At 73.1% G+C, this 15,713-nt stretch carries 20 protein-coding genes; 13 read left to right on the forward strand and 7 right to left on the reverse strand.

Annotated features, from left to right (window positions below):
• The first annotated feature begins 19 nt into the window (after window positions 1-19).
• The gene (locus WFH25_RS04325; RefSeq protein WP_336696917.1) at window positions 20-823 is read left to right on the forward strand and encodes a sulfite exporter TauE/SafE family protein; all 804 of its coding nucleotides are present in this window, start codon (window positions 20-22) and stop codon (window positions 821-823) included.
• Window positions 820-1,470, forward strand: coding sequence for a DNA alkylation repair protein (locus WFH25_RS04330; protein ID WP_336696918.1), 651 nt, complete (start codon window positions 820-822; stop codon window positions 1,468-1,470). The genes WFH25_RS04325 and WFH25_RS04330 overlap by 4 nt, the downstream gene beginning before the upstream one ends.
• Before the next feature lie 62 nt (window positions 1,471-1,532).
• On the opposite strand, the gene WFH25_RS04335 is transcribed toward WFH25_RS04330, so the two are convergent.
• A complete protein-coding gene (locus WFH25_RS04335) occupies window positions 1,533-1,901 on the reverse strand; it encodes a nuclear transport factor 2 family protein (protein ID WP_336696919.1) in 369 nt (122 codons plus the stop codon).
• Between the two features lie 22 nt (window positions 1,902-1,923).
• Between WFH25_RS04335 and WFH25_RS04340 the strand changes: the two genes are divergently transcribed.
• Window positions 1,924-2,820 (forward strand): aminoglycoside phosphotransferase family protein, encoded by an 897-nt coding sequence (locus tag WFH25_RS04340; RefSeq protein ID WP_336696920.1) that lies wholly within the window; start codon window positions 1,924-1,926, stop codon window positions 2,818-2,820.
• Window positions 2,821-2,905: 85 nt separating this feature from the next.
• Here WFH25_RS04340 and WFH25_RS04345 read toward each other — a convergent pair whose 3' ends face one another.
• On the reverse strand, window positions 2,906-3,490 hold the full coding sequence (locus tag WFH25_RS04345) for a TetR/AcrR family transcriptional regulator (RefSeq protein ID WP_336696921.1): 585 nt from the start codon (window positions 3,488-3,490) through the stop codon (window positions 2,906-2,908).
• Between the two features lie 51 nt (window positions 3,491-3,541).
• On the opposite strand from WFH25_RS04345, the gene WFH25_RS04350 reads away from it, so the two are divergent.
• Window positions 3,542-4,042: a GNAT family N-acetyltransferase gene (locus tag WFH25_RS04350; RefSeq protein ID WP_336696922.1), complete on the forward strand. Its 501-nt coding sequence runs from the start codon at window positions 3,542-3,544 to the stop codon at window positions 4,040-4,042.
• Here WFH25_RS04350 and WFH25_RS04355 read toward each other — a convergent pair.
• Window positions 4,026-4,352 carry a hypothetical protein gene (locus tag WFH25_RS04355; RefSeq protein ID WP_336696923.1) on the reverse strand — a complete coding sequence of 109 codons (327 nt, stop codon included), beginning with the start codon at window positions 4,350-4,352 and terminating at the stop codon, window positions 4,026-4,028. The genes WFH25_RS04350 and WFH25_RS04355 overlap by 17 nt on opposite strands.
• A 54-nt stretch (window positions 4,353-4,406) precedes the next feature.
• On the opposite strand from WFH25_RS04355, the gene WFH25_RS04360 reads away from it, so the two are divergent.
• A complete protein-coding gene (locus tag WFH25_RS04360; protein WP_336696924.1) occupies window positions 4,407-5,033 on the forward strand; it encodes a TetR/AcrR family transcriptional regulator in 627 nt (208 codons plus the stop codon).
• On the opposite strand, the gene WFH25_RS04365 is transcribed toward WFH25_RS04360, so the two are convergent.
• Window positions 5,025-5,843 carry a polysaccharide deacetylase family protein gene (locus WFH25_RS04365; protein ID WP_336696925.1) on the reverse strand — a complete coding sequence of 273 codons (819 nt, stop codon included), beginning with the start codon at window positions 5,841-5,843 and terminating at the stop codon, window positions 5,025-5,027. The two genes, WFH25_RS04360 and WFH25_RS04365, sit on opposite strands and share 9 nt — an antisense overlap.
• A gap of 338 nt (window positions 5,844-6,181) precedes the next feature.
• Here WFH25_RS04365 and WFH25_RS04370 point away from each other — a divergent pair, with 338 nt between their 5' ends.
• The 5 genes from WFH25_RS04370 to WFH25_RS04390 all read left to right on the forward strand — a co-directional run bounded on the left by WFH25_RS04370 (window position 6,182) and on the right by WFH25_RS04390 (window position 9,931).
• Window positions 6,182-7,375: a zinc-dependent alcohol dehydrogenase gene (locus WFH25_RS04370; protein ID WP_071303342.1), complete on the forward strand. Its 1,194-nt coding sequence runs from the start codon at window positions 6,182-6,184 to the stop codon at window positions 7,373-7,375.
• Window positions 7,375-8,412: an NAD-dependent epimerase/dehydratase family protein gene (locus WFH25_RS04375; protein ID WP_336696926.1), complete on the forward strand. Its 1,038-nt coding sequence runs from the start codon at window positions 7,375-7,377 to the stop codon at window positions 8,410-8,412. The genes WFH25_RS04370 and WFH25_RS04375 overlap by 1 nt, the downstream gene beginning before the upstream one ends.
• Before the next feature lie 75 nt (window positions 8,413-8,487).
• Window positions 8,488-8,832: an SHOCT domain-containing protein gene (locus tag WFH25_RS04380; RefSeq protein WP_336696927.1), complete on the forward strand. Its 345-nt coding sequence runs from the start codon at window positions 8,488-8,490 to the stop codon at window positions 8,830-8,832.
• Between the two features lie 9 nt (window positions 8,833-8,841).
• Entirely contained in the window at window positions 8,842-9,261 is a 420-nt protein-coding gene (locus WFH25_RS04385; RefSeq protein ID WP_336696928.1) for a DUF6314 family protein, read from the forward strand.
• 4 nt (window positions 9,262-9,265) lie between these two features.
• The gene (locus tag WFH25_RS04390) at window positions 9,266-9,931 is read left to right on the forward strand and encodes a pentapeptide repeat-containing protein (protein ID WP_336696929.1); all 666 of its coding nucleotides are present in this window, start codon (window positions 9,266-9,268) and stop codon (window positions 9,929-9,931) included.
• Here the strand turns inward: WFH25_RS04390 and WFH25_RS04395 are convergent.
• Window positions 9,916-10,899 (reverse strand): NAD(P)/FAD-dependent oxidoreductase, encoded by a 984-nt coding sequence (locus WFH25_RS04395; protein ID WP_336696930.1) that lies wholly within the window; start codon window positions 10,897-10,899, stop codon window positions 9,916-9,918. The two genes, WFH25_RS04390 and WFH25_RS04395, sit on opposite strands and share 16 nt — an antisense overlap.
• A 67-nt stretch (window positions 10,900-10,966) precedes the next feature.
• On the opposite strand from WFH25_RS04395, the gene WFH25_RS04400 reads away from it, so the two are divergent.
• Entirely contained in the window at window positions 10,967-11,578 is a 612-nt protein-coding gene (locus WFH25_RS04400) for a helix-turn-helix domain-containing protein (RefSeq protein WP_336696931.1), read from the forward strand.
• Here the strand turns inward: WFH25_RS04400 and WFH25_RS04405 are convergent.
• Window positions 11,575-12,216, reverse strand: a complete 642-nt coding sequence (locus WFH25_RS04405; protein WP_336696932.1) for a hypothetical protein — start codon at window positions 12,214-12,216, stop codon at window positions 11,575-11,577. The two genes, WFH25_RS04400 and WFH25_RS04405, sit on opposite strands and share 4 nt — an antisense overlap.
• A 146-nt stretch (window positions 12,217-12,362) precedes the next feature.
• On the opposite strand from WFH25_RS04405, the gene WFH25_RS04410 reads away from it, so the two are divergent.
• Window positions 12,363-13,334 (forward strand): nucleoside hydrolase, encoded by a 972-nt coding sequence (locus tag WFH25_RS04410; protein ID WP_336696933.1) that lies wholly within the window; start codon window positions 12,363-12,365, stop codon window positions 13,332-13,334.
• Between the two features lie 28 nt (window positions 13,335-13,362).
• Here WFH25_RS04410 and WFH25_RS04415 read toward each other — a convergent pair whose 3' ends face one another.
• Window positions 13,363-14,349 (reverse strand): LacI family DNA-binding transcriptional regulator, encoded by a 987-nt coding sequence (locus WFH25_RS04415; protein WP_336696934.1) that lies wholly within the window; start codon window positions 14,347-14,349, stop codon window positions 13,363-13,365.
• A gap of 96 nt (window positions 14,350-14,445) precedes the next feature.
• Between WFH25_RS04415 and WFH25_RS04420 the strand changes: the two genes are divergently transcribed.
• A complete protein-coding gene (locus WFH25_RS04420; RefSeq protein WP_336696935.1) occupies window positions 14,446-15,711 on the forward strand; it encodes a sugar ABC transporter substrate-binding protein in 1,266 nt (421 codons plus the stop codon).
• The last annotated feature ends 2 nt before the right edge of the window (window positions 15,712-15,713 follow it).

Below are 15,713 nucleotides of genomic sequence, written 5' to 3' on the forward strand. Positions count from 1 at the left end.
GCGCCGTAGGGTTGTCGGGATGGAGAAGCGCGGCGGCCGGGTGCTCGTGTTGGTGGCGATCGGGGTGGTCGCGGGGGTGCTCTCCGGCCTGTTCGGCGTCGGCGGCGGGGTCATCGTCGTGCCGGCACTGATGGCGTTCCTCCACCTCGACCAACGTCGGGCATCGGCGACGTCCCTCGTGGCGATCGCCCCCGCGGCCGTCGTCGGTGCGATCACCTACGCCCTTCAGGGCGAGGTGCACTGGCTCGCGGCCCTGACCCTGGCGGTCGGCAGCGTCGTCGGCGCCCCGATCGGTGCGCGGCTCCTCCGTGCGCTCCCGCTGCGGGTCCTGCCGTGGATCTTCGTCGGGTTCATCGCGGTCGTGCTCGTCTCCCTGTTCACGACGGTGCCGACGCGTGGGGGCGACGTGCACTTCGGGATCGTCGAGGCGATCGTGCTCCTGCTGCTCGGGCTGCTCTCGGGCGTGCTGTCGGGACTCGTCGGGGTCGGCGGCGGGGTCGTCATCGTGCCGGGGCTCGAAGTCGTCCTCGGCGCGGGCGACCTGCTGGCGAAGGGCACCTCGTTGCTCACGATGGTGCCGACGTCGGTCTCCGGCACGGTGGCGAACCTCCGTCGCCGTGCGGTGGAGCTGCGGGTCGGCCTCACGATCGGCATCACGGCCGCGATCTGCTCTCCAGGAGGCGCGTGGATCGCCCGCCTCGTCGATCCGCAGGTGGGCACCTGGCTCTTCGCCGCGTTCCTCGTGGTGGTCGCGGTGATCGTCCTGCGCCGTGGTCGCCGGGCCGTGCCGCGGAACGAGGCGACGGACGGGGAGGTCGCGTGACGCGCCTCCAGGCCGGTGGTGGACGGAACCCGGCGGATGCGGAGGCCGTACTCGCGGCGTTCGCACGGACGACCGGTGACGTGCCGGCGGCGCGACGCGTCGCGCGGCAGTTCGCCGACCTCGACGAGGGCGAGCGGTCCGCGCTGCTCTGGAGCGAGGACGCGGGGGCACGGCTCGTCGCGGTCCTCCTGATGGTGCAGGCGATGCGGGAGCACCCGGACCCGGAGCTGACCGACGAGTACCTGTCGGCGGCGAAGGCGGAGCGCTTCGACGACACGGTGCTGGTCGACCTCGGGGCGGAGGAGCTCGTGGGCGCCCCGCTCGTCGGCGGCTCGACCGGACCGCTGTTCGCGCTCGTGAAGTCCGACGTGGCGATGGTCCGGCGGATCGCTCTGGTCGCGACCCTGGCGTTCGTGAAGCAGGGCGACGCCGAGGTGCCGCTCGCCATCGCGGGGCGACTCGTGCGGGAGCGGAGCGACACGGTTCAGTCGGCACTCGGGTGGGTGCTGCGCGAGACCGGCAAGCGGGCGTCGGAGGACGCGCTCGTGGCGTTCCTCGAGCGGCAGGGGCGGTTCCTCAGCCCGGCGGCGCGGTCGACGGCGACGGAGCACCTGCCGCCAGCCGAACGCGACCGGTTGCGCGGCTGAGGCGACCGTCGGCCGTCACGTCGGACGCGGCGAGTGTCCTCAGTCGGACGCGGTGCGTGTCCTCAGTCGGACTCGGTGGGCTCCGCGAAGAACGTCGTGAGCGACACGACGACACCGTCGCGGACCTCGACGACGTCGATCCCGCGCACGGCGGGCGCCCCGACCGGGCCGAAGCCCCACGCGAGTGCGCCGTGCGTCTCCGAGACGTAGCGACGCCCCTCCTCGACGAACTGGAAGGCGCCGGGCACGGTCTCGAGGAGCTCGGCGGCCTTCTGCTCGAGGGCGTCCCAGCCGACGGCGGTGCCCTCCGGGTCGGTGAAGGTCACGTCGGGGGAGTACGTCCGCTCGATCGCGGCACGCCGGGCAGCGGCGTCGCGGTTCCCGAAGACGTCGTGGAGGTTCGCGGTCAGCAGCTCGGACACGGTGGCCATGCCCGGAGCCTAGCCTGGGGGCATGCACACCGAGGTGCCCCGACCCCGCATCGATCCCGCACTCGTGGAACGGCTCGTGGCCGCGCAGTTCCCGCAGTGGTCCGGGCTGCCCGTGCGCGAGGTCGATCCGCAGGGGTGGGGCAACCGCACCTACCGGCTCGGCGGCGAGTTCGCGGTCCGGCTGCCGAGCGCCGCCGGCTACGTGGCTGCGGTCGAGAAGGAGCAGCGGGTGCTGCCCTACCTCGCGTCGCGGCTCGACGTCCCGGTGCCGGAGCCCGTCGGCCTGGGCGTCCCCGCCGACGGGTACCCGTTCCCGTGGTCGGTCCGGCGCTGGATCGACGGCACGGTCGCGCTCCGCGCGACGGACCTCGACCGACGGGTCCTCGCCGCCGACGTCGGCGCGGTGCTCCGGCAGCTCCGGGCCGTGCCGGCTGGGGACGGGCCGGTCGCCGGGGCGCACTCGTTCCACCGGGGAGCGCACCCCTCGCACTACGCGGCCGAGGTGGTGGCGGCGCTCGACGCGCTCGGGGACGCCGTCGACCGCGGTGCCTGCGAAGCGGTCTGGGACGCTGCGACGGCCTCGGTCTGGCGCGGGCCCGCCGTGTGGTTCCACGGCGACGTCGCCCCGGGCAACCTGCTCGTCGGCGCGGACGGTCGGCTCTCCGCGGTGATCGACTTCGGTACGTGCGGCGTCGGCGACCCGGCGTGCGACCTCGTCCTCGCGTGGACGTTCCTCGACGGCGATGCCCGCCGGGACTTCCGTGACGCGGTGGGTCTCGACGGCGACACGTGGGCGCGTGCTCGGGGCTGGGCGCTCTGGAAGGCGCTCATCATGCTCGCGGGGAGCTCCGGGCCGGGGGACCGGAGTGAGCACGAGGCGGTGCTGCGGGCGGTCCTCGCCGATCCGGTCGCGGTCTGAGCTGCGCGTCACGCAGCTGGGCCGCCCCGCGCAGCCCGGCCTACCCGAGGAGCCGGACCGCCCGCCGGGGACGGGGTCGGCGGGACTAGGGCGTCAGCACCGCGTCCAGCACGAGGTCGAGTGCCGCGAACTGTCGCTCGGGCCTCCACCGCTCCGGGTCGCCCGCGGCCAACGCGGTGATCCCCTCGACGGTCGCGGCCAGGGCAGCCGCGCGGTCGTCGCACACCGCACCCGCGAGGCCGGTCGCGAGCGCGAGCAGTCGAGCGAGTCGCTCGGCGAAGGAGCGGCTGTTCGTCACGTGCCGATCGCGCAGCACGGGGTCACCGAGCGCAGCGGCGAGGAACGCGACCCACGCCCGCGCCTCGGCGAGGCGTCCGGCATCGACCGCGAGTGCGCCGCCGGCCACGGCTCGCACTGCTGATGCCGCATCCGGGGCGTTCGCCTCGAGCGCGTCGGCACGGACCCTCGTGCGGTCGTGCAGGACGTCCCGGGCGTGCAGGAGGAGGGCGCGCTTGTCGGGGAACGTGTGGAGGACGAGCCCCGTCGTGCACCCGGCGCGTTCGGCGACCGCACGGAGCGTCAGGCCCGTCGGACCGAGGTCGGCGAGGGTGGTGAAGACGGCCTCGGACAGCCGGGTCCGCTGGGCGGCATCGTCTCGGGTCCGGGGCACACCGGAAGCGTAACAGGTGTTACCGTAACGGTCGTTACCGAAAGGATCGCCATGCGCTGCACCATCACGACCGTCCCGTTCGACCACCCGGACGCCGACCGGCTCCGCCGAGCGCAGCGGCAGGAGCTCGACGCGCGGTACGGAACGAGCGACCACGAGCCCGGCGTCCCGCCGACCGCGGCCGACGTTCCGGTGTTCGTCCTGGCCTGTGACGAGCACGGCTCCGCGATCGCCTGCGGCGGACTCCGGCCGCTCCCGGACCACGTCCTCGGTGCCGGTGTCGTGGAGATCAAGCGGATGTACACGGCGCCGTCCGCTCGGGGGACCGGTGTGGCGACGGCGGTGCTCCGGCGGCTCGAGCGGGAAGCGGTGCGGGCGGGCGCTGGCTCGGTGGTCCTCGAGACCGGCACGGCGCAGCCCGACGCGATCCGGTTCTACGGGCGCGAGGGGTACACGGCGATCCCGCTCTTCGGCGCCTACGCCGGGTCGACGAACTCGGTGTGCTTCGGTCGGCGACTCGACGCGGTCCCCGAGGTCAGCGCCGCGGACTGATGGGTGTCTCGGCCAGGACGACGTCCGGGTCCATCGGGATGCCTCCGAGGACCCGGGGTGTGCCCTCGTGCCAGGCGACCTCCACGCCGGCGGCCCGGAGTCCGGCGACGCTCAGGTCGATCCGGAGCAGTGGGATGGACAGGTCGGCGTAGCGCTCGGCCACGATCGCACCGACCTCCGCGGGGGTGGCCACGCGGACGTGGTCGCCGGGTTCGAGTGGCACGTTCCGGGTTGCGACCTCGTACACGCCGAACCCGCGGCTCATCTCCCAGTCGTCGGCGATCGCCACGTGGCAGATCACGTCGTCCATTGCGCATCCTCTCGTAATGAAACGCCAACGTATCATTACCGGTACACTCGGACCATGGGCAAGCGAGGGCGACCGACCGCGGACGAGCGTGCTGCACGCGACGAACGGTTGCTCGACGTCGCGACCGACCTCTTCCTGGCGCACGGCTTCGCGGACGTCTCGCTCGACCGCGTCGCCGCGGCGGCCGAGGTCACGAAGCGGACGATCTACACGGCCTTCGGCGACAAGGCGGCCCTGCTCCGGGCGGTCGTCCAGCGGCACCACGGGTACAGCGACGACGCGCACCCCGACCTCGAATCGACCGCGACCGCCGTGGTCGAGGCGTTGCTCTCGGACCGCGCGGTCGCGCTGCACCGGCTGGTCATCGCCACGGCCGTCAGCTCGCCTGAACTCGCACGGGGCTTCCACGAGGCCGGCCCGCTCACGGCGCAGGCCGCGCTCGTCCGCGCCGGCGCGGACCCGGGCGAGGCGGAGACGCTCTTCACGCTGCTCCTCGGGGAGCGACACCGTCGGCGACTGCTGGGGCTCGAACCCGCCCCGACCGCTGCCGAGGCCCGCACCGCGGCCCGTCGCGCGCTGGCACGCATCGGAGCAGGACCCGGGGTCCCGGCCACCCGGCACGACCCCGCCGACCCCGCCGATCCCGGCCCCGGTCCCGCGCGGGGTCCGCGGTCAGCGTGAGAACACGTCGTCCAACGTGTACGTCCCGAGCCGACGCTGCCGGACGAGTGCGCCCAGCCGGGGGAGCGCGTCGATCGTCCCCGGGAAGTTCGCGTGCCCGATCACGATCCGGCCCGGCGTGAACCACTGGTCCGCGAACCCGGCGATCTGCCCGGCACCGATGTCTCCGGAGTCCGCGAGCGTGCCGTACCAGAGCAACGGCGTGGTGTAGCCGACCCGAGCGGCCACCGCGTCGACCCGGGCGTCGTGGTACCCGAACGGCGGCCGGAAGTACGGGCGCGCGTCGACGCCGAACGTGCGCTCGATGAACTCGTGGTTGCGCGTCAGCTCGTCCTCGATGGCCTGGTCGCCGAGCTTCGTCAGCGCCGGGTGGTCCCAGGTGTGGTTGCCCATCTGCACCTGCCCCGACTCGACGAGGGGCCGGAGCACGTCGGCGTGCTCCGTCCAGGAGGGCCGCGCCCCGTTCACGAAGAACGTCAACCGGGTGCCGGTCGCGGCGGCGAAGCGGGCGTAGGCACCGACGACGTCGGAGGACGCTCCGTCGTCGACGGTCCACGCGATCCCGGGCGTCCCCGCCGGCAGTCCGGTCACGGTGCCCGCCGGGAGCGGCGTCCTCGAGATCGTCGGCTGCACCCACGTCGGTGTCGGCGTCGGAGTGGGCGTCGGCGTCGGGGAACGCGTCGGGGTCGGTGGGTGCGTCGCGACGGCCTCCCGTCGTGGTCCGGTCGGCGAGCAGGCCGAGAGCGCCCCGGCGGCGAGCAGGGCGCCCGCTCCGGCGAGCAGGGAGCGGCGGGTGGTGCGGTGGTCCATCGGCACCAGCTTCGGTCGACCGGCCGGTCGGGCACATCGGCTGGCGGGACGATCCGGTTGGCCGATCGGCCACCTGGCGCGGGCACGGGACTGCGCACGGCGACGACGAGTGCGCACGGTGCACGGCGCGCAGACGTCGTTCCGATGCGCACCTCCGGCAGGCGGCTGACGCGGGACACGGGGTCGCCGCGGGCGGGCCAGGAGGCGCGGCTCGCGTCCGCCACGGAACGCGCTGACCGGACGGGGCTGGGAACGCACCACGGGGCGGGCGGGTACCGACGTGGGGAGACGAGCCGCGCCTCCTGGCCGGCCCGAAGCGACCACGAGAGGAACGCGACGTGCGCGCACTGACCTGGCAGGGCACCGAGAAGGTGTCCGTCGAGACCGTCCCCGACCCGACCATCCAGGAGCCGACCGACGCGATCGTGCGGATCACCTCGACCGCGATCTGCGGCTCCGACCTGCACCTCTACCGGGTGCTGGGCGCCTACATCGACAAGGGCGACGTCCTCGGCCACGAGCCGATGGGCATCGTCGAGGAGGTCGGTTCCGCCGTCACCAACCTCAAGGTGGGCGACCGCGTCGTCGTCCCGTTCAACATCTCGTGCGGCCACTGCTGGATGTGCCGCAACGGCCTGCAGTCGCAGTGCGAGACCACCCAGACCGCCGAGTACGGGACGGGCGCCTCGCTGTTCGGCTACACGAAGATGTACGGCCAGGTCCCCGGCGGACAGGCCGAGTACCTCCGCGTGCCGCACGCCGACTACGGACCCATCGTCATCCCGGACGACGGCACGCCCGACGACCGCTGGCTGTTCCTCAGCGACATCCTGCCGACCGCCTGGCAGGCCGTGCAGTACGCCGACGTGCCCGAGGGTGGGACGCTCGCGGTGCTCGGCCTCGGTCCGGTCGGACAGTTCGCCGCCCGCATCGGCGCACACCTGGGCTACCGGGTGCTCGCCGTCGACCCCGAGCAGGTCCGCCGCGACCTGGGGGCGAAGCACGGTGCCGAGGTGTTCGACCTGACGAAGGACGTCGTGCCGCAGCTGATCGACATGACCGACGGTCGCGGTCCCGACGGGGTCGTCGACGCGGTCGGCATGGAAGCGCACGGCAACCCGGTCGCCGGGTTCGCGCAGCGCGCCGCCGGACTCCTGCCCGACGCGATCGCGCAGAAGGCCATCGAGGTCGCCGGTGTCGACCGGCTCGCCGCCGTGCACGCGGCGATCGACCTGGTCCGCCGTGGCGGCACGGTCTCGCTGAGCGGTGTCTACGGCGGTCGAGCGGACCCGATGCCGATGTTCACGCTGTTCGACAAGCAGATCACCGTCCGCGAGGGGCAGTGCAACGTGAAGCGCTGGATCGACGACATCATGCCGCTCGTGCAGGACCCGTCGGACCCGCTCGGGACGCTCGACCTGACGACCCACCGGGTCTCGCTCGAGGACGCCCCGCACATGTACGAGGTGTTCCAGAAGAAGGAGGACGGCTGCGTGAAGGTCGTGCTCGACCCCGCACTGGCCGCCGCCTGATGCGGATCGTCGTCGTCGGCGCGACCGGCAACCTGGGGACCGCCGTGCTGCGGCGGCTGGCAGCGGTCCGTGCCGAGGGCACCTCCGTCGAGGTCGTCGGGATCGCTCGGCGGCTGCCGGACCTCCGTGCCGATCCGTACGGGACGGCCGTCTGGCACGCCGTCGACATCGGTGCCCCGGACGCGGTCGACCAGTTGGCCGCCGTGTTCCGGAGTGCCGACGCGGTGGTCCACCTCGGCTGGGCCCTGCAACCGACGCACGACATCCCGGCGCAGTACCGGACGAACGTGACCGGGACCGCCAACGTCCTCGAGGCCGTGGCGCGCGTCGGCGTGCCCCAGGTCGTCGTCGCCTCGTCCGTTGGCGCGTACCGCGGGGTCGACGTGGACGGCAAGCGGACGCCCGTCGACGAGGAGTTCCCCGTCACCGGCATCCCGACCGCCACGTACTCGATCCACAAGGCCGAGAACGAGGCGGCGATGGACGCCTTCGCCGCTCGCCACCCGGAGGTCGTGGTGACCCGGCTCCGCCCCGGACTGGTCTTCCAGCGCAGCGCCGCCGCCGAGCTCCGCGGACTGTTCCTCGGACGACTCGTGCCGATGTCGATCGTCCGGTGGATCCGCTGGGCGGTCCTGCCGTTGCCGCTGCCGTTCGTGTTCCAGGCCGTGCACGCCGACGACGTCGCCGATGCCTTCTGGCGCGCGATCGACCGACGTGCCGGCGGAGCCTTCAACATCGCTGCCACACCCGTGCTCAACCCGCCGAGGATGGCGCGGGCGTTCGGGATGCTCGGGGCGATCCGAGCGCCGATGTGGCTGATCCGCGGGCTCGTCACGCTCACGTGGCGGCTGCGGTTGCAGCCGACGGACGCCGGGTGGGTGGACATCGCGGCCCAGGTGCCGATCATGCGGACCGACCGGGCGCGGTCGGTGCTCGGATGGGAGGCGCGGCACACTTCCGAGGAGGCCTTGCGCGAGCTCGTGGCCGGGTTCGCGGACGGGGCGCGGGTGCCGGGGTCGGGGCCGTTGAGCGGGTGAGGGTGGCCCCTTCGCGGGGCAGCGCCCGGGCCGGGGAAGCGCTACGGTCGGATCGTTCCGACGAAGGGGGACGGCGTGTTCGGGGATCTGTACAGCGACGGCAGCGGCGGGTTCGGGAGCTTCGGCTTCGGCGACTTCGGCGCGTTCGGGGTCCTGTTCGGCGTGGGCTCGGCCGTGATCGGCCTCGGGTTCGTCGCGATCGTCGTGACGATCGTCCTCCGCAGCGCCCGGATGGCGAAGCGGGGCCAGAACCCGTTCACGATGGAGGAGGACCTGGCGTACCAGGCCATGCAGAGCCGGACGCTCGCGCCCGAGAAGTCGCTCGAGCAGCGGCTCGCCGAGCTCGACGACCTGCGCGCCCGCGGCGTCATCTCCGACGAGGAGCACCGCACCGCCCGCACCGAGGCCCTCCGCGGCTAGCCTGGGCGGGTGCTGCAGCCCATCGACCTGCTCGGGGAGTGGACCCTGCGCCGCACGGTCCACGACCGGCGTGCCGGGGTCGACGGCCTCGTGACCGGGACGACCACGCTGACGCGCGCGGCTCCGGACGAGGTCCGCTGGGACGAGACCGGCACGATGGCCTTCGACGGGCGGACCGTCCCCGTGGCACGGACGCTCCGGGTGCGCCGGGGCCCGGACGACCGCTGGACCGTGCACTTCGCCGACGGCCGGGTGTTCCACGACTGGGTCTGGGGATCGGCGGTGTCGCACGCGTGCTCACCCGACGACTACTCCGGGGTCCTCGCCGGGGACGCCGAACGGTGGACGGTCCGGTGGGAGGCACACGGTCCCGCGAAGGACTACGTCCTCGACAGCACACTGCGACGTCGGTCCCAGGCGGCAGACTGAGCGCATGCCCCGCAGCTCCGGTACCGACGCCCCGCGCATCACCCTGACCGAACCGACGGACCTCGACGACTGGACGCCCGGTCCCGGCGACGTCCTCACGGGCGACCGGATCGAGGGGAAGCGCATCGACGTGTTCGACCTCGCGGGGGAGCGGCTGCCGGACCTCGAGATCGAGGAGTCGGTGATCGGCACCCTCCGGGTCGACGGCGCCGACCTCCGGGGACTGCGGGTGCGTGACTCGGTCGTCGAGACGCTCGACGCGCCGGTGCTCCGGGCGTCGAGCAGCTCCTGGCGCGAGGTCCGGATCGCCGGCGGCCGCATCGGTTCCGCCGAGCTGTACGACGCGGGACTGAACGGCGTCGAGTTCGTCGGGATGAAGCTCGGGTTCGTGAACCTCCGTGGGTCGACGCTCACCGACGTGGTGTTCCGCGACTGCGTCGTCGACGAGCTGGACATCGCCGATGCCCGACTGCTGCGGGTGTCGTTCGAGGGGACGAGGATCCGCGCGGCCGAGGGCTCGAACACCCGGATCGAGCACGTCGACCTCAGCGCCGCCGACCTCGACCGGGTGGAGCGGCTCGAGGGGTTCCGCGGCGCGACGATCGCCGCCGACCAGCTGTACACGCTCGCGCCGCTCCTCGCTGCCCAGGCGGGCTACCGCGTCGACTGACCCGCCGGCGCGGTCGCCAGCGCGCGCGCCAGGTCAGCCTGCACGAGGTCGCCGTGCACCGCCGCGCCCGCCTGCGTCCCGGCCGCCGCCGACGCGATGACGGTCGCCATCGGCGCCGCCACGTTCCCGGCCGCGTACACGCCTCGCACGCTCGTCTGTCCGGCGGCGTCCACCGTCAGGGCGCTCGCGTACCGGTGGTCACCCATGAACTGGTCGGTGGCCTCGAGCCCGAGTCCCTCGAGGAACCCGATGCGCGCCTCCGCCGTGCTCGCCGCGGCCAGGGCGTCGAGCGCCACGAACTCGCCGGACACCAGCGAGACGCCGGCGAGACGATCACCGTCGGACACCACGTCGCGCACCGGTCCCGTCACGACCCGGACACCGCGGGCGGCAAAACCGGCCAGGGTGGTGTCGTCGACGAGCGCCGGGTCCGTGACGAAGGCCGTCACGTCCTCGCTCAGCGCGCGGAACATGAGCACCTGGTGCGCCCCGATCGGCGACGTCACGAGCACGCCGATGCGCTGGTCGCGGATCTCCCACCCGTGGCAGAACGGGCAGTGCACCACACCGCGCCCCCACTGCTCGGCGAGGCCCGGGACCTCCGGCAGGACGTCCACGGCGCCGGAGGCGACGACCAGCCTGCGTGTCGCGACGACCGCGCCCGACTCCAGCGTGACCGAGAAGCCGACCGGGTCGACACCGTCACCGTCCGTGGCGGACGCGGCCACGATCCTCCCGGTCGTCACCTCGACGCCGTAGGCGGCCACCTCGTCGCGGCCGACCGAGCCGAGCTCCGCTGGCGAGGCACCCTCGCGCCCCAGGTAGTTGTGGACCCCCTCGGCGCGGGCGTTCCGCGGCTCGCCGGAGTCGACGACGAGCACGGACCGCCGCGAACGGCCGAGGACGAGTGCTGCTGACAGGCCGGCGGCTGCTCCGCCGACCACGATGACGTCGTAGTGATCACGCATGCCTGCATCCTGCGGATCCATGAGCGCTGACGGCAAACATCCTTGCCGGTCTGGCAACATGGCCGGTATGACGACGGATCGGGAGGAACGGATCACCCCGCGCACGACGGCCGAGGTCGTCGACGGGGTCGGCCCGCGACTGCGCGCGCTGCGGACGCGCCGTGCCGTCACGCTCGCGGCGCTCGCCGCCGAGACCGGGATCTCGGTGTCGACGCTGTCGCGGCTCGAGTCGGGCCAGCGGAAGCCCACGCTCGAGCTCCTGTTGCCGCTCGCACGGGCGTACCAGGTGCCGCTCGACGACCTGGTCGGGGCGCCTCGGACCGGTGATCCGCGGGTGCACCTCGCGCCGGAGCTGCACGGCGGCCGGGTGGTGGTGCCGCTCACCCGACGGACCGGAGGCGTGCGCTCCTTCAAGCAGCTGATCCCGCCGGAGCCCGCGAACACCGATCGGTCCCTCCGGACGCACGAGGGCTACGAGTGGCTCTACGTGCTGTCCGGACGGCTCCGGCTGCTCCTCGGCGACCGTGACTTCGACCTCGGGCCGGGCGAGGTCGTCGAGTTCGACACGCACACGCCGCACTGGGTCGGGAACACCACGGACGAGGTCACCGAGGTGCTGTGCCTGTACGGGCCGCAGGGCGAGCGGGCGCACATCCGGTCGCGGCCCGCCGACCGCTAGAAGACGTGTGCGACGACGTCGTCGAGCAGACCCGACGTCGGCGTGTTCGACTGCTGGACGTGGATGCCGACGTCGCCGCGGGTGTAGTACGTGTCGCCGTCGGTGACCGGGTACTCGGCGTTCTGCGTGACCTTCTGGCAGCGGTACCCGTAGCCGTCGAGGGAGCAGTCGTACCCGTCCAGTGCCGTCTTCAGGTGCGGGTACGCCTTGGTCGAGTCGACGGTCGCGACCCGGATCGACAGGAACGAGATGTCCGCCCGCGGGTCCTTCCAGACGCAGGAGAGCTGCTTGCCGTCCGGCTGGAGCACCGGGGTGAGGTCGTCCTCCGGCACCACCACCGGGTCGCCGACCACCGTGGGGTCGTTCAGGGGCGAACCCGCGAACGAGGAGTCCCACTTGCCCGCCGTGATGAGCGCCTCGCACGAGTCGGGGATCCGGCCGGCGTCGTCGTCGACCCCGGGCACCGGGGTGATCGTCGAGGTCGGACGCGGGGTCGAGCCCGGCGTGGTCGGGGAGGCACTCGGAGCCGCGGCGGACGTCGTCCCGGTCGGGGCAGGGTCGGCGCCGGTCGAGCCCTGGGCGCAGCCGGTGAGGGCCAGTGCTGCGAGCGCGATCGCCGTGCTCCCTGTGGTCGTCATCCGTCGCATGTGCTCCCCCTGGTACCGCGATCACGGGCCGGTCGGCGGCCCCGCAGCCGACCGTAGTCGTCGGCGTCCGCGGACCGATCCGATCGTCATCGGATCGTGTCCGGGGCGGTTCCCGCCGGCGATGGGAGGATGACCGGGTGACCACGCCCACCGTCCCGCTCTTCCTCGACTGCGACACCGGCGTCGACGACGCCCTCGCCCTCACGTACCTGCTCGACGTCCCGCACGTCGACCTCGTCGGCATCGGTACGGTCTCCGGCAACACCGACGCGGCGACGGCGGCCGTCAACACCGCGGCGCTGCTGGCCCTGTGCGGCCGGACCGTGCCCGTCGCGGTCGGCGCGCACGACCCGATCGGCGGCTCCTACGGCGGCGGCGCACCGCACGTGCACGGGGCGAACGGCATCGGCGGGGTTGACCTCCCGCCGGGTGTCGCGGCCGCGGAGGACCCCGCCGCCGAGCTCCTCGTCCGGCTGGCCCGCGACCACGCAGCCGGTGACCGGAAGCTCGACGTCCTGGCCATCGGCCCGCTCACGAACCTCGCCGTCGCGCTCGAGGCCGAGCCGCGTCTGCCGGAGCTCGTCGGCACGCTGACGATCATGGGCGGCGCTGTGTGGGACGCGGGCAACGTGTCGCCCACCGCCGAGGCGAACGTCCACAACGACGCCGAGGCCGCCAGGCGGGTCCTCCGCGCCGGCTTCGACCTCGTGCTCGTGCCGCTCGACGTCACCCGGCAGCACCGCTTCGACGACACCGACGCCGACCGGTTCACGGCGGCCGGCGATCCGCTCCGGGTCGCGCTCGGCACGATGCTGCGCAGCTACGTCGACTTCTACGAGTCGGTCGACCACGTCCGTCGCGCACCGCTCCACGACCCGCTGGCGGCGGCCGTCGCGGCGGGCGAGGTCGAGCTCGCGGTCCGTACCACCCCGCTCGACGTGGTGGTCGGTGGGGCCGAGCACGGCCGGACCGTCCCCGCTGCGGACGGGCCGGCGGTCCGTGTCGTGGTGTCGGCCGACGACCGTGCGGCGGACGTCATCCGCGAGCGCATCCTCCACGTCGGCACGGTGTCGACCGGGTCGGTCGGGCGCGACGGCGTCGGTCGGTAGCGCAGCGGCACGCCGTGGTCGCGCGGTCTCAGCTCCGCCAGACCACCCGCGGAGCCAGCAGGCGGTGTCCGGTCGACGCGGGCAGGACGGTCCGACCGGTGCCCATGAGCAGCTCGACCGCGGCCGCGGCGACCTCGACCAGGGGCTGCTCCACGCTGGAGATGCCCACCGCCTCGGCCACCGGGGTGTCGTCGTAGCCCACCACCGGCACCGCCGCCCCGAGCGCGAACCGGGCTCCGAGGGCGAGGGTGTCCGACGCACAGACGAGCGCGTCGAACCCGGCGCCGTCCTCGACCGCCGCCGCGACCGTGCCGGTGGCCGCGGTGACGTCGTCCTCGCACGTGAGCCCGGGATCGTCGGGCAGCCTGGCCGCGCGCATCGCGTCCCGCCAGCCCCGTCGGCGCTCGTCACCCTGTCCGGACGGGCTCGGCCAGCCCAGGAACCCGGTCCGGCGGTGCCCCTGCGCCACCAGGTGCTCGGTCGCGACGTGCACGCCCGCGTACCCGTCGACGTCGACCCAGGGGTGCGGCGCGGCGTCCATGTCCGGCAGACCCCACGGCCGGCCGAAGGTCACGAAGGGGATGTCCCGGGCGCCGAGCCACGCCGCGCGGGGATCGCCGTGGAACGTCGAGGTGAGGACGAACCCGTCGACGTCCGAACCCTCGACGAGGCGTTCGATGTGGGCGAGTTCGTCGTCGACGTCGGTGGCGGTGAAGAGCAGGATGCGCATCCCGCGCAGGTCGGCACACTCGACGAGCGCGTGCAGGAAGCGGTCGAGCACGGCGCCGGAGATGCCGTGCACCGGTTCCAGCCGGACGCCGAGCGTGGAGCTCTGGCGGGTGCGGAGCCGACGGGCGGACGCGTGCGGCCGGTACCCGAGGTCGTCGATGGCGGCCCGGACCCTGGTGAGCGTCGCGGGGCGGACGACCTCGGGCCGGTTCAACGCGTTCGACACCGTCTGCCGTGAGACGCCCGCGGCGAGGGCGACGTCGGCGACGGTGGCGGGATGCGACATGGGGTTCACCGTAGCGCCTCGCAGGTGTATGGTCGACTCGTTTGATCGATCAAATTTGAACGATCGAAGTACTGCACTCGACGAGGAGTCCCCCTGATGCAACGACGCACAGCACGCATGCTGACCGCGGGAGCGATGGCGCTCACCGCAGCTCTGACCCTCTCCGCCTGTGGCTCCGGCTTCTCGAGCTCGGGCGGCAACGGTTCCGGCGGTGGCGCCGCGAAGCTCACCTCGAGCGACGACCCCCTCACCGTCCTCATCGGCTCGTCGGGCGACGCCGAGACCGCCGCCGTGAAGAGCGCCGCCGCCGCGTGGTCGAAGTCCTCGGGCACCGGCGCGACGGTGCAGCCGGCGAACAACCTCGACCAGCAGCTCGCCCAGGGCTTCGCGGCCGGCAAGCCCGCCGACGTGTTCTACGTCAGCACGTCGTCCCTCGCCGGGTACGCCGCGAACGGCTCGCTGTTGGCCTACGGCGACCAGCTCGAGGACACGAGCGACTTCTACCCGACGCTCACGAAGTCGTTCACCGTGGACGACCAGCTGTACTGCGCGCCGAAGGACTTCTCCACCCTCGCGCTGTTCATCAACACGAAGGACTGGAAGGCCGCCGGGCTGACCGACAGCGACGTCCCGACCACCTGGGACCAGTTGCGGACGGTCTCCGAGAAGCTCACCCGCGACGGACGGGTCGGACTCACGACCAGCCCGCAGATCGAGCGTCTCGGGGCGTTCATGACCCAGGCCGGCGGTGCCCTGACGAACAGCGCCCAGACGAAGGCGACGGTCGACTCGGCCGCGAACGTCGAGGCCCTCGACTACGTGAAGAGCCTGCTCGACGACGGCTCGATGAAGTTCTCGAGCGACCTCGGCGAGAGCTGGGGAGGTGACGCGTTCGGCAAGGACAAGGCCGCGATGACCATCGAGGGCAACTGGCTCACCGGGGCGATGTCGTCGAGCTACCCGAGCGTGGACTACGAGGTCGTCGCCCTGCCGAAGGGCCCGAAGGGTGCCGGCACGCTGCAGTTCACGAACTGCTGGGGCATCGCGAAGGACTCCCCGAACCAGAAGGCAGCGCTGTCCTTCGTCGAGAAGATGACGAGCACCGACCAGCAGCTCGCCTTCGCGAAGGCGTTCGGTGTGATGCCCTCGGTCGAGTCGGCCGCCGGCACCTGGAAGCAGGAGTACCCGCAGTACGCCGCGTTCCTCGACCAGGCGGACGCCGCCCAGGGCCTGCCGAACGCGTCCGGGACCGCCGACGTGATCGCCGACTTCGACTCGAAGCTCGGCAGCCTCAGGACGACCGACACCAAGACCCTGCTCGAGGGCGTCCAGAAGAACATGGCCGCCGCGCTGAAGGGCTGACG

The organism is Curtobacterium sp. USHLN213 (assembly GCF_037144815.1).
Taxonomy (GTDB): Bacteria; Actinomycetota; Actinomycetes; order Actinomycetales; family Microbacteriaceae; genus Curtobacterium.

Excerpts from the sequence above, each read along its gene's own strand:
- WFH25_RS04325 (WP_336696917.1), top strand. The coding sequence starts at position 20 with ATGGAGAAGCGCGGCGGCCGGGTGCTCGTGTTGGTGGCGATCGGGGTG.
- WFH25_RS04335 (WP_336696919.1), bottom strand. The coding sequence starts at position 1,901 with ATGGCCACCGTGTCCGAGCTGCTGACCGCGAACCTCCACGACGTCTTC.
- WFH25_RS04340 (WP_336696920.1), top strand. The coding sequence starts at position 1,924 with ATGCACACCGAGGTGCCCCGACCCCGCATCGATCCCGCACTCGTGGAA.
- WFH25_RS04350 (WP_336696922.1), top strand. The coding sequence starts at position 3,542 with ATGCGCTGCACCATCACGACCGTCCCGTTCGACCACCCGGACGCCGAC.
- WFH25_RS04355 (WP_336696923.1), bottom strand. The coding sequence starts at position 4,352 with ATGGACGACGTGATCTGCCACGTGGCGATCGCCGACGACTGGGAGATG.
- WFH25_RS04360 (WP_336696924.1), top strand. The coding sequence starts at position 4,407 with ATGGGCAAGCGAGGGCGACCGACCGCGGACGAGCGTGCTGCACGCGAC.
- WFH25_RS04365 (WP_336696925.1), bottom strand. The coding sequence starts at position 5,843 with ATGGACCACCGCACCACCCGCCGCTCCCTGCTCGCCGGAGCGGGCGCC.
- WFH25_RS04375 (WP_336696926.1), top strand. The coding sequence starts at position 7,375 with ATGCGGATCGTCGTCGTCGGCGCGACCGGCAACCTGGGGACCGCCGTG.
- WFH25_RS04390 (WP_336696929.1), top strand. The coding sequence starts at position 9,266 with ATGCCCCGCAGCTCCGGTACCGACGCCCCGCGCATCACCCTGACCGAA.
- WFH25_RS04395 (WP_336696930.1), bottom strand. The coding sequence starts at position 10,899 with ATGCGTGATCACTACGACGTCATCGTGGTCGGCGGAGCAGCCGCCGGC.
- WFH25_RS04400 (WP_336696931.1), top strand. The coding sequence starts at position 10,967 with ATGACGACGGATCGGGAGGAACGGATCACCCCGCGCACGACGGCCGAG.
- WFH25_RS04405 (WP_336696932.1), bottom strand. The coding sequence starts at position 12,216 with ATGACGACCACAGGGAGCACGGCGATCGCGCTCGCAGCACTGGCCCTC.
- WFH25_RS04415 (WP_336696934.1), bottom strand. The coding sequence starts at position 14,349 with ATGTCGCATCCCGCCACCGTCGCCGACGTCGCCCTCGCCGCGGGCGTC.
- WFH25_RS04420 (WP_336696935.1), top strand. The coding sequence starts at position 14,446 with ATGCAACGACGCACAGCACGCATGCTGACCGCGGGAGCGATGGCGCTC.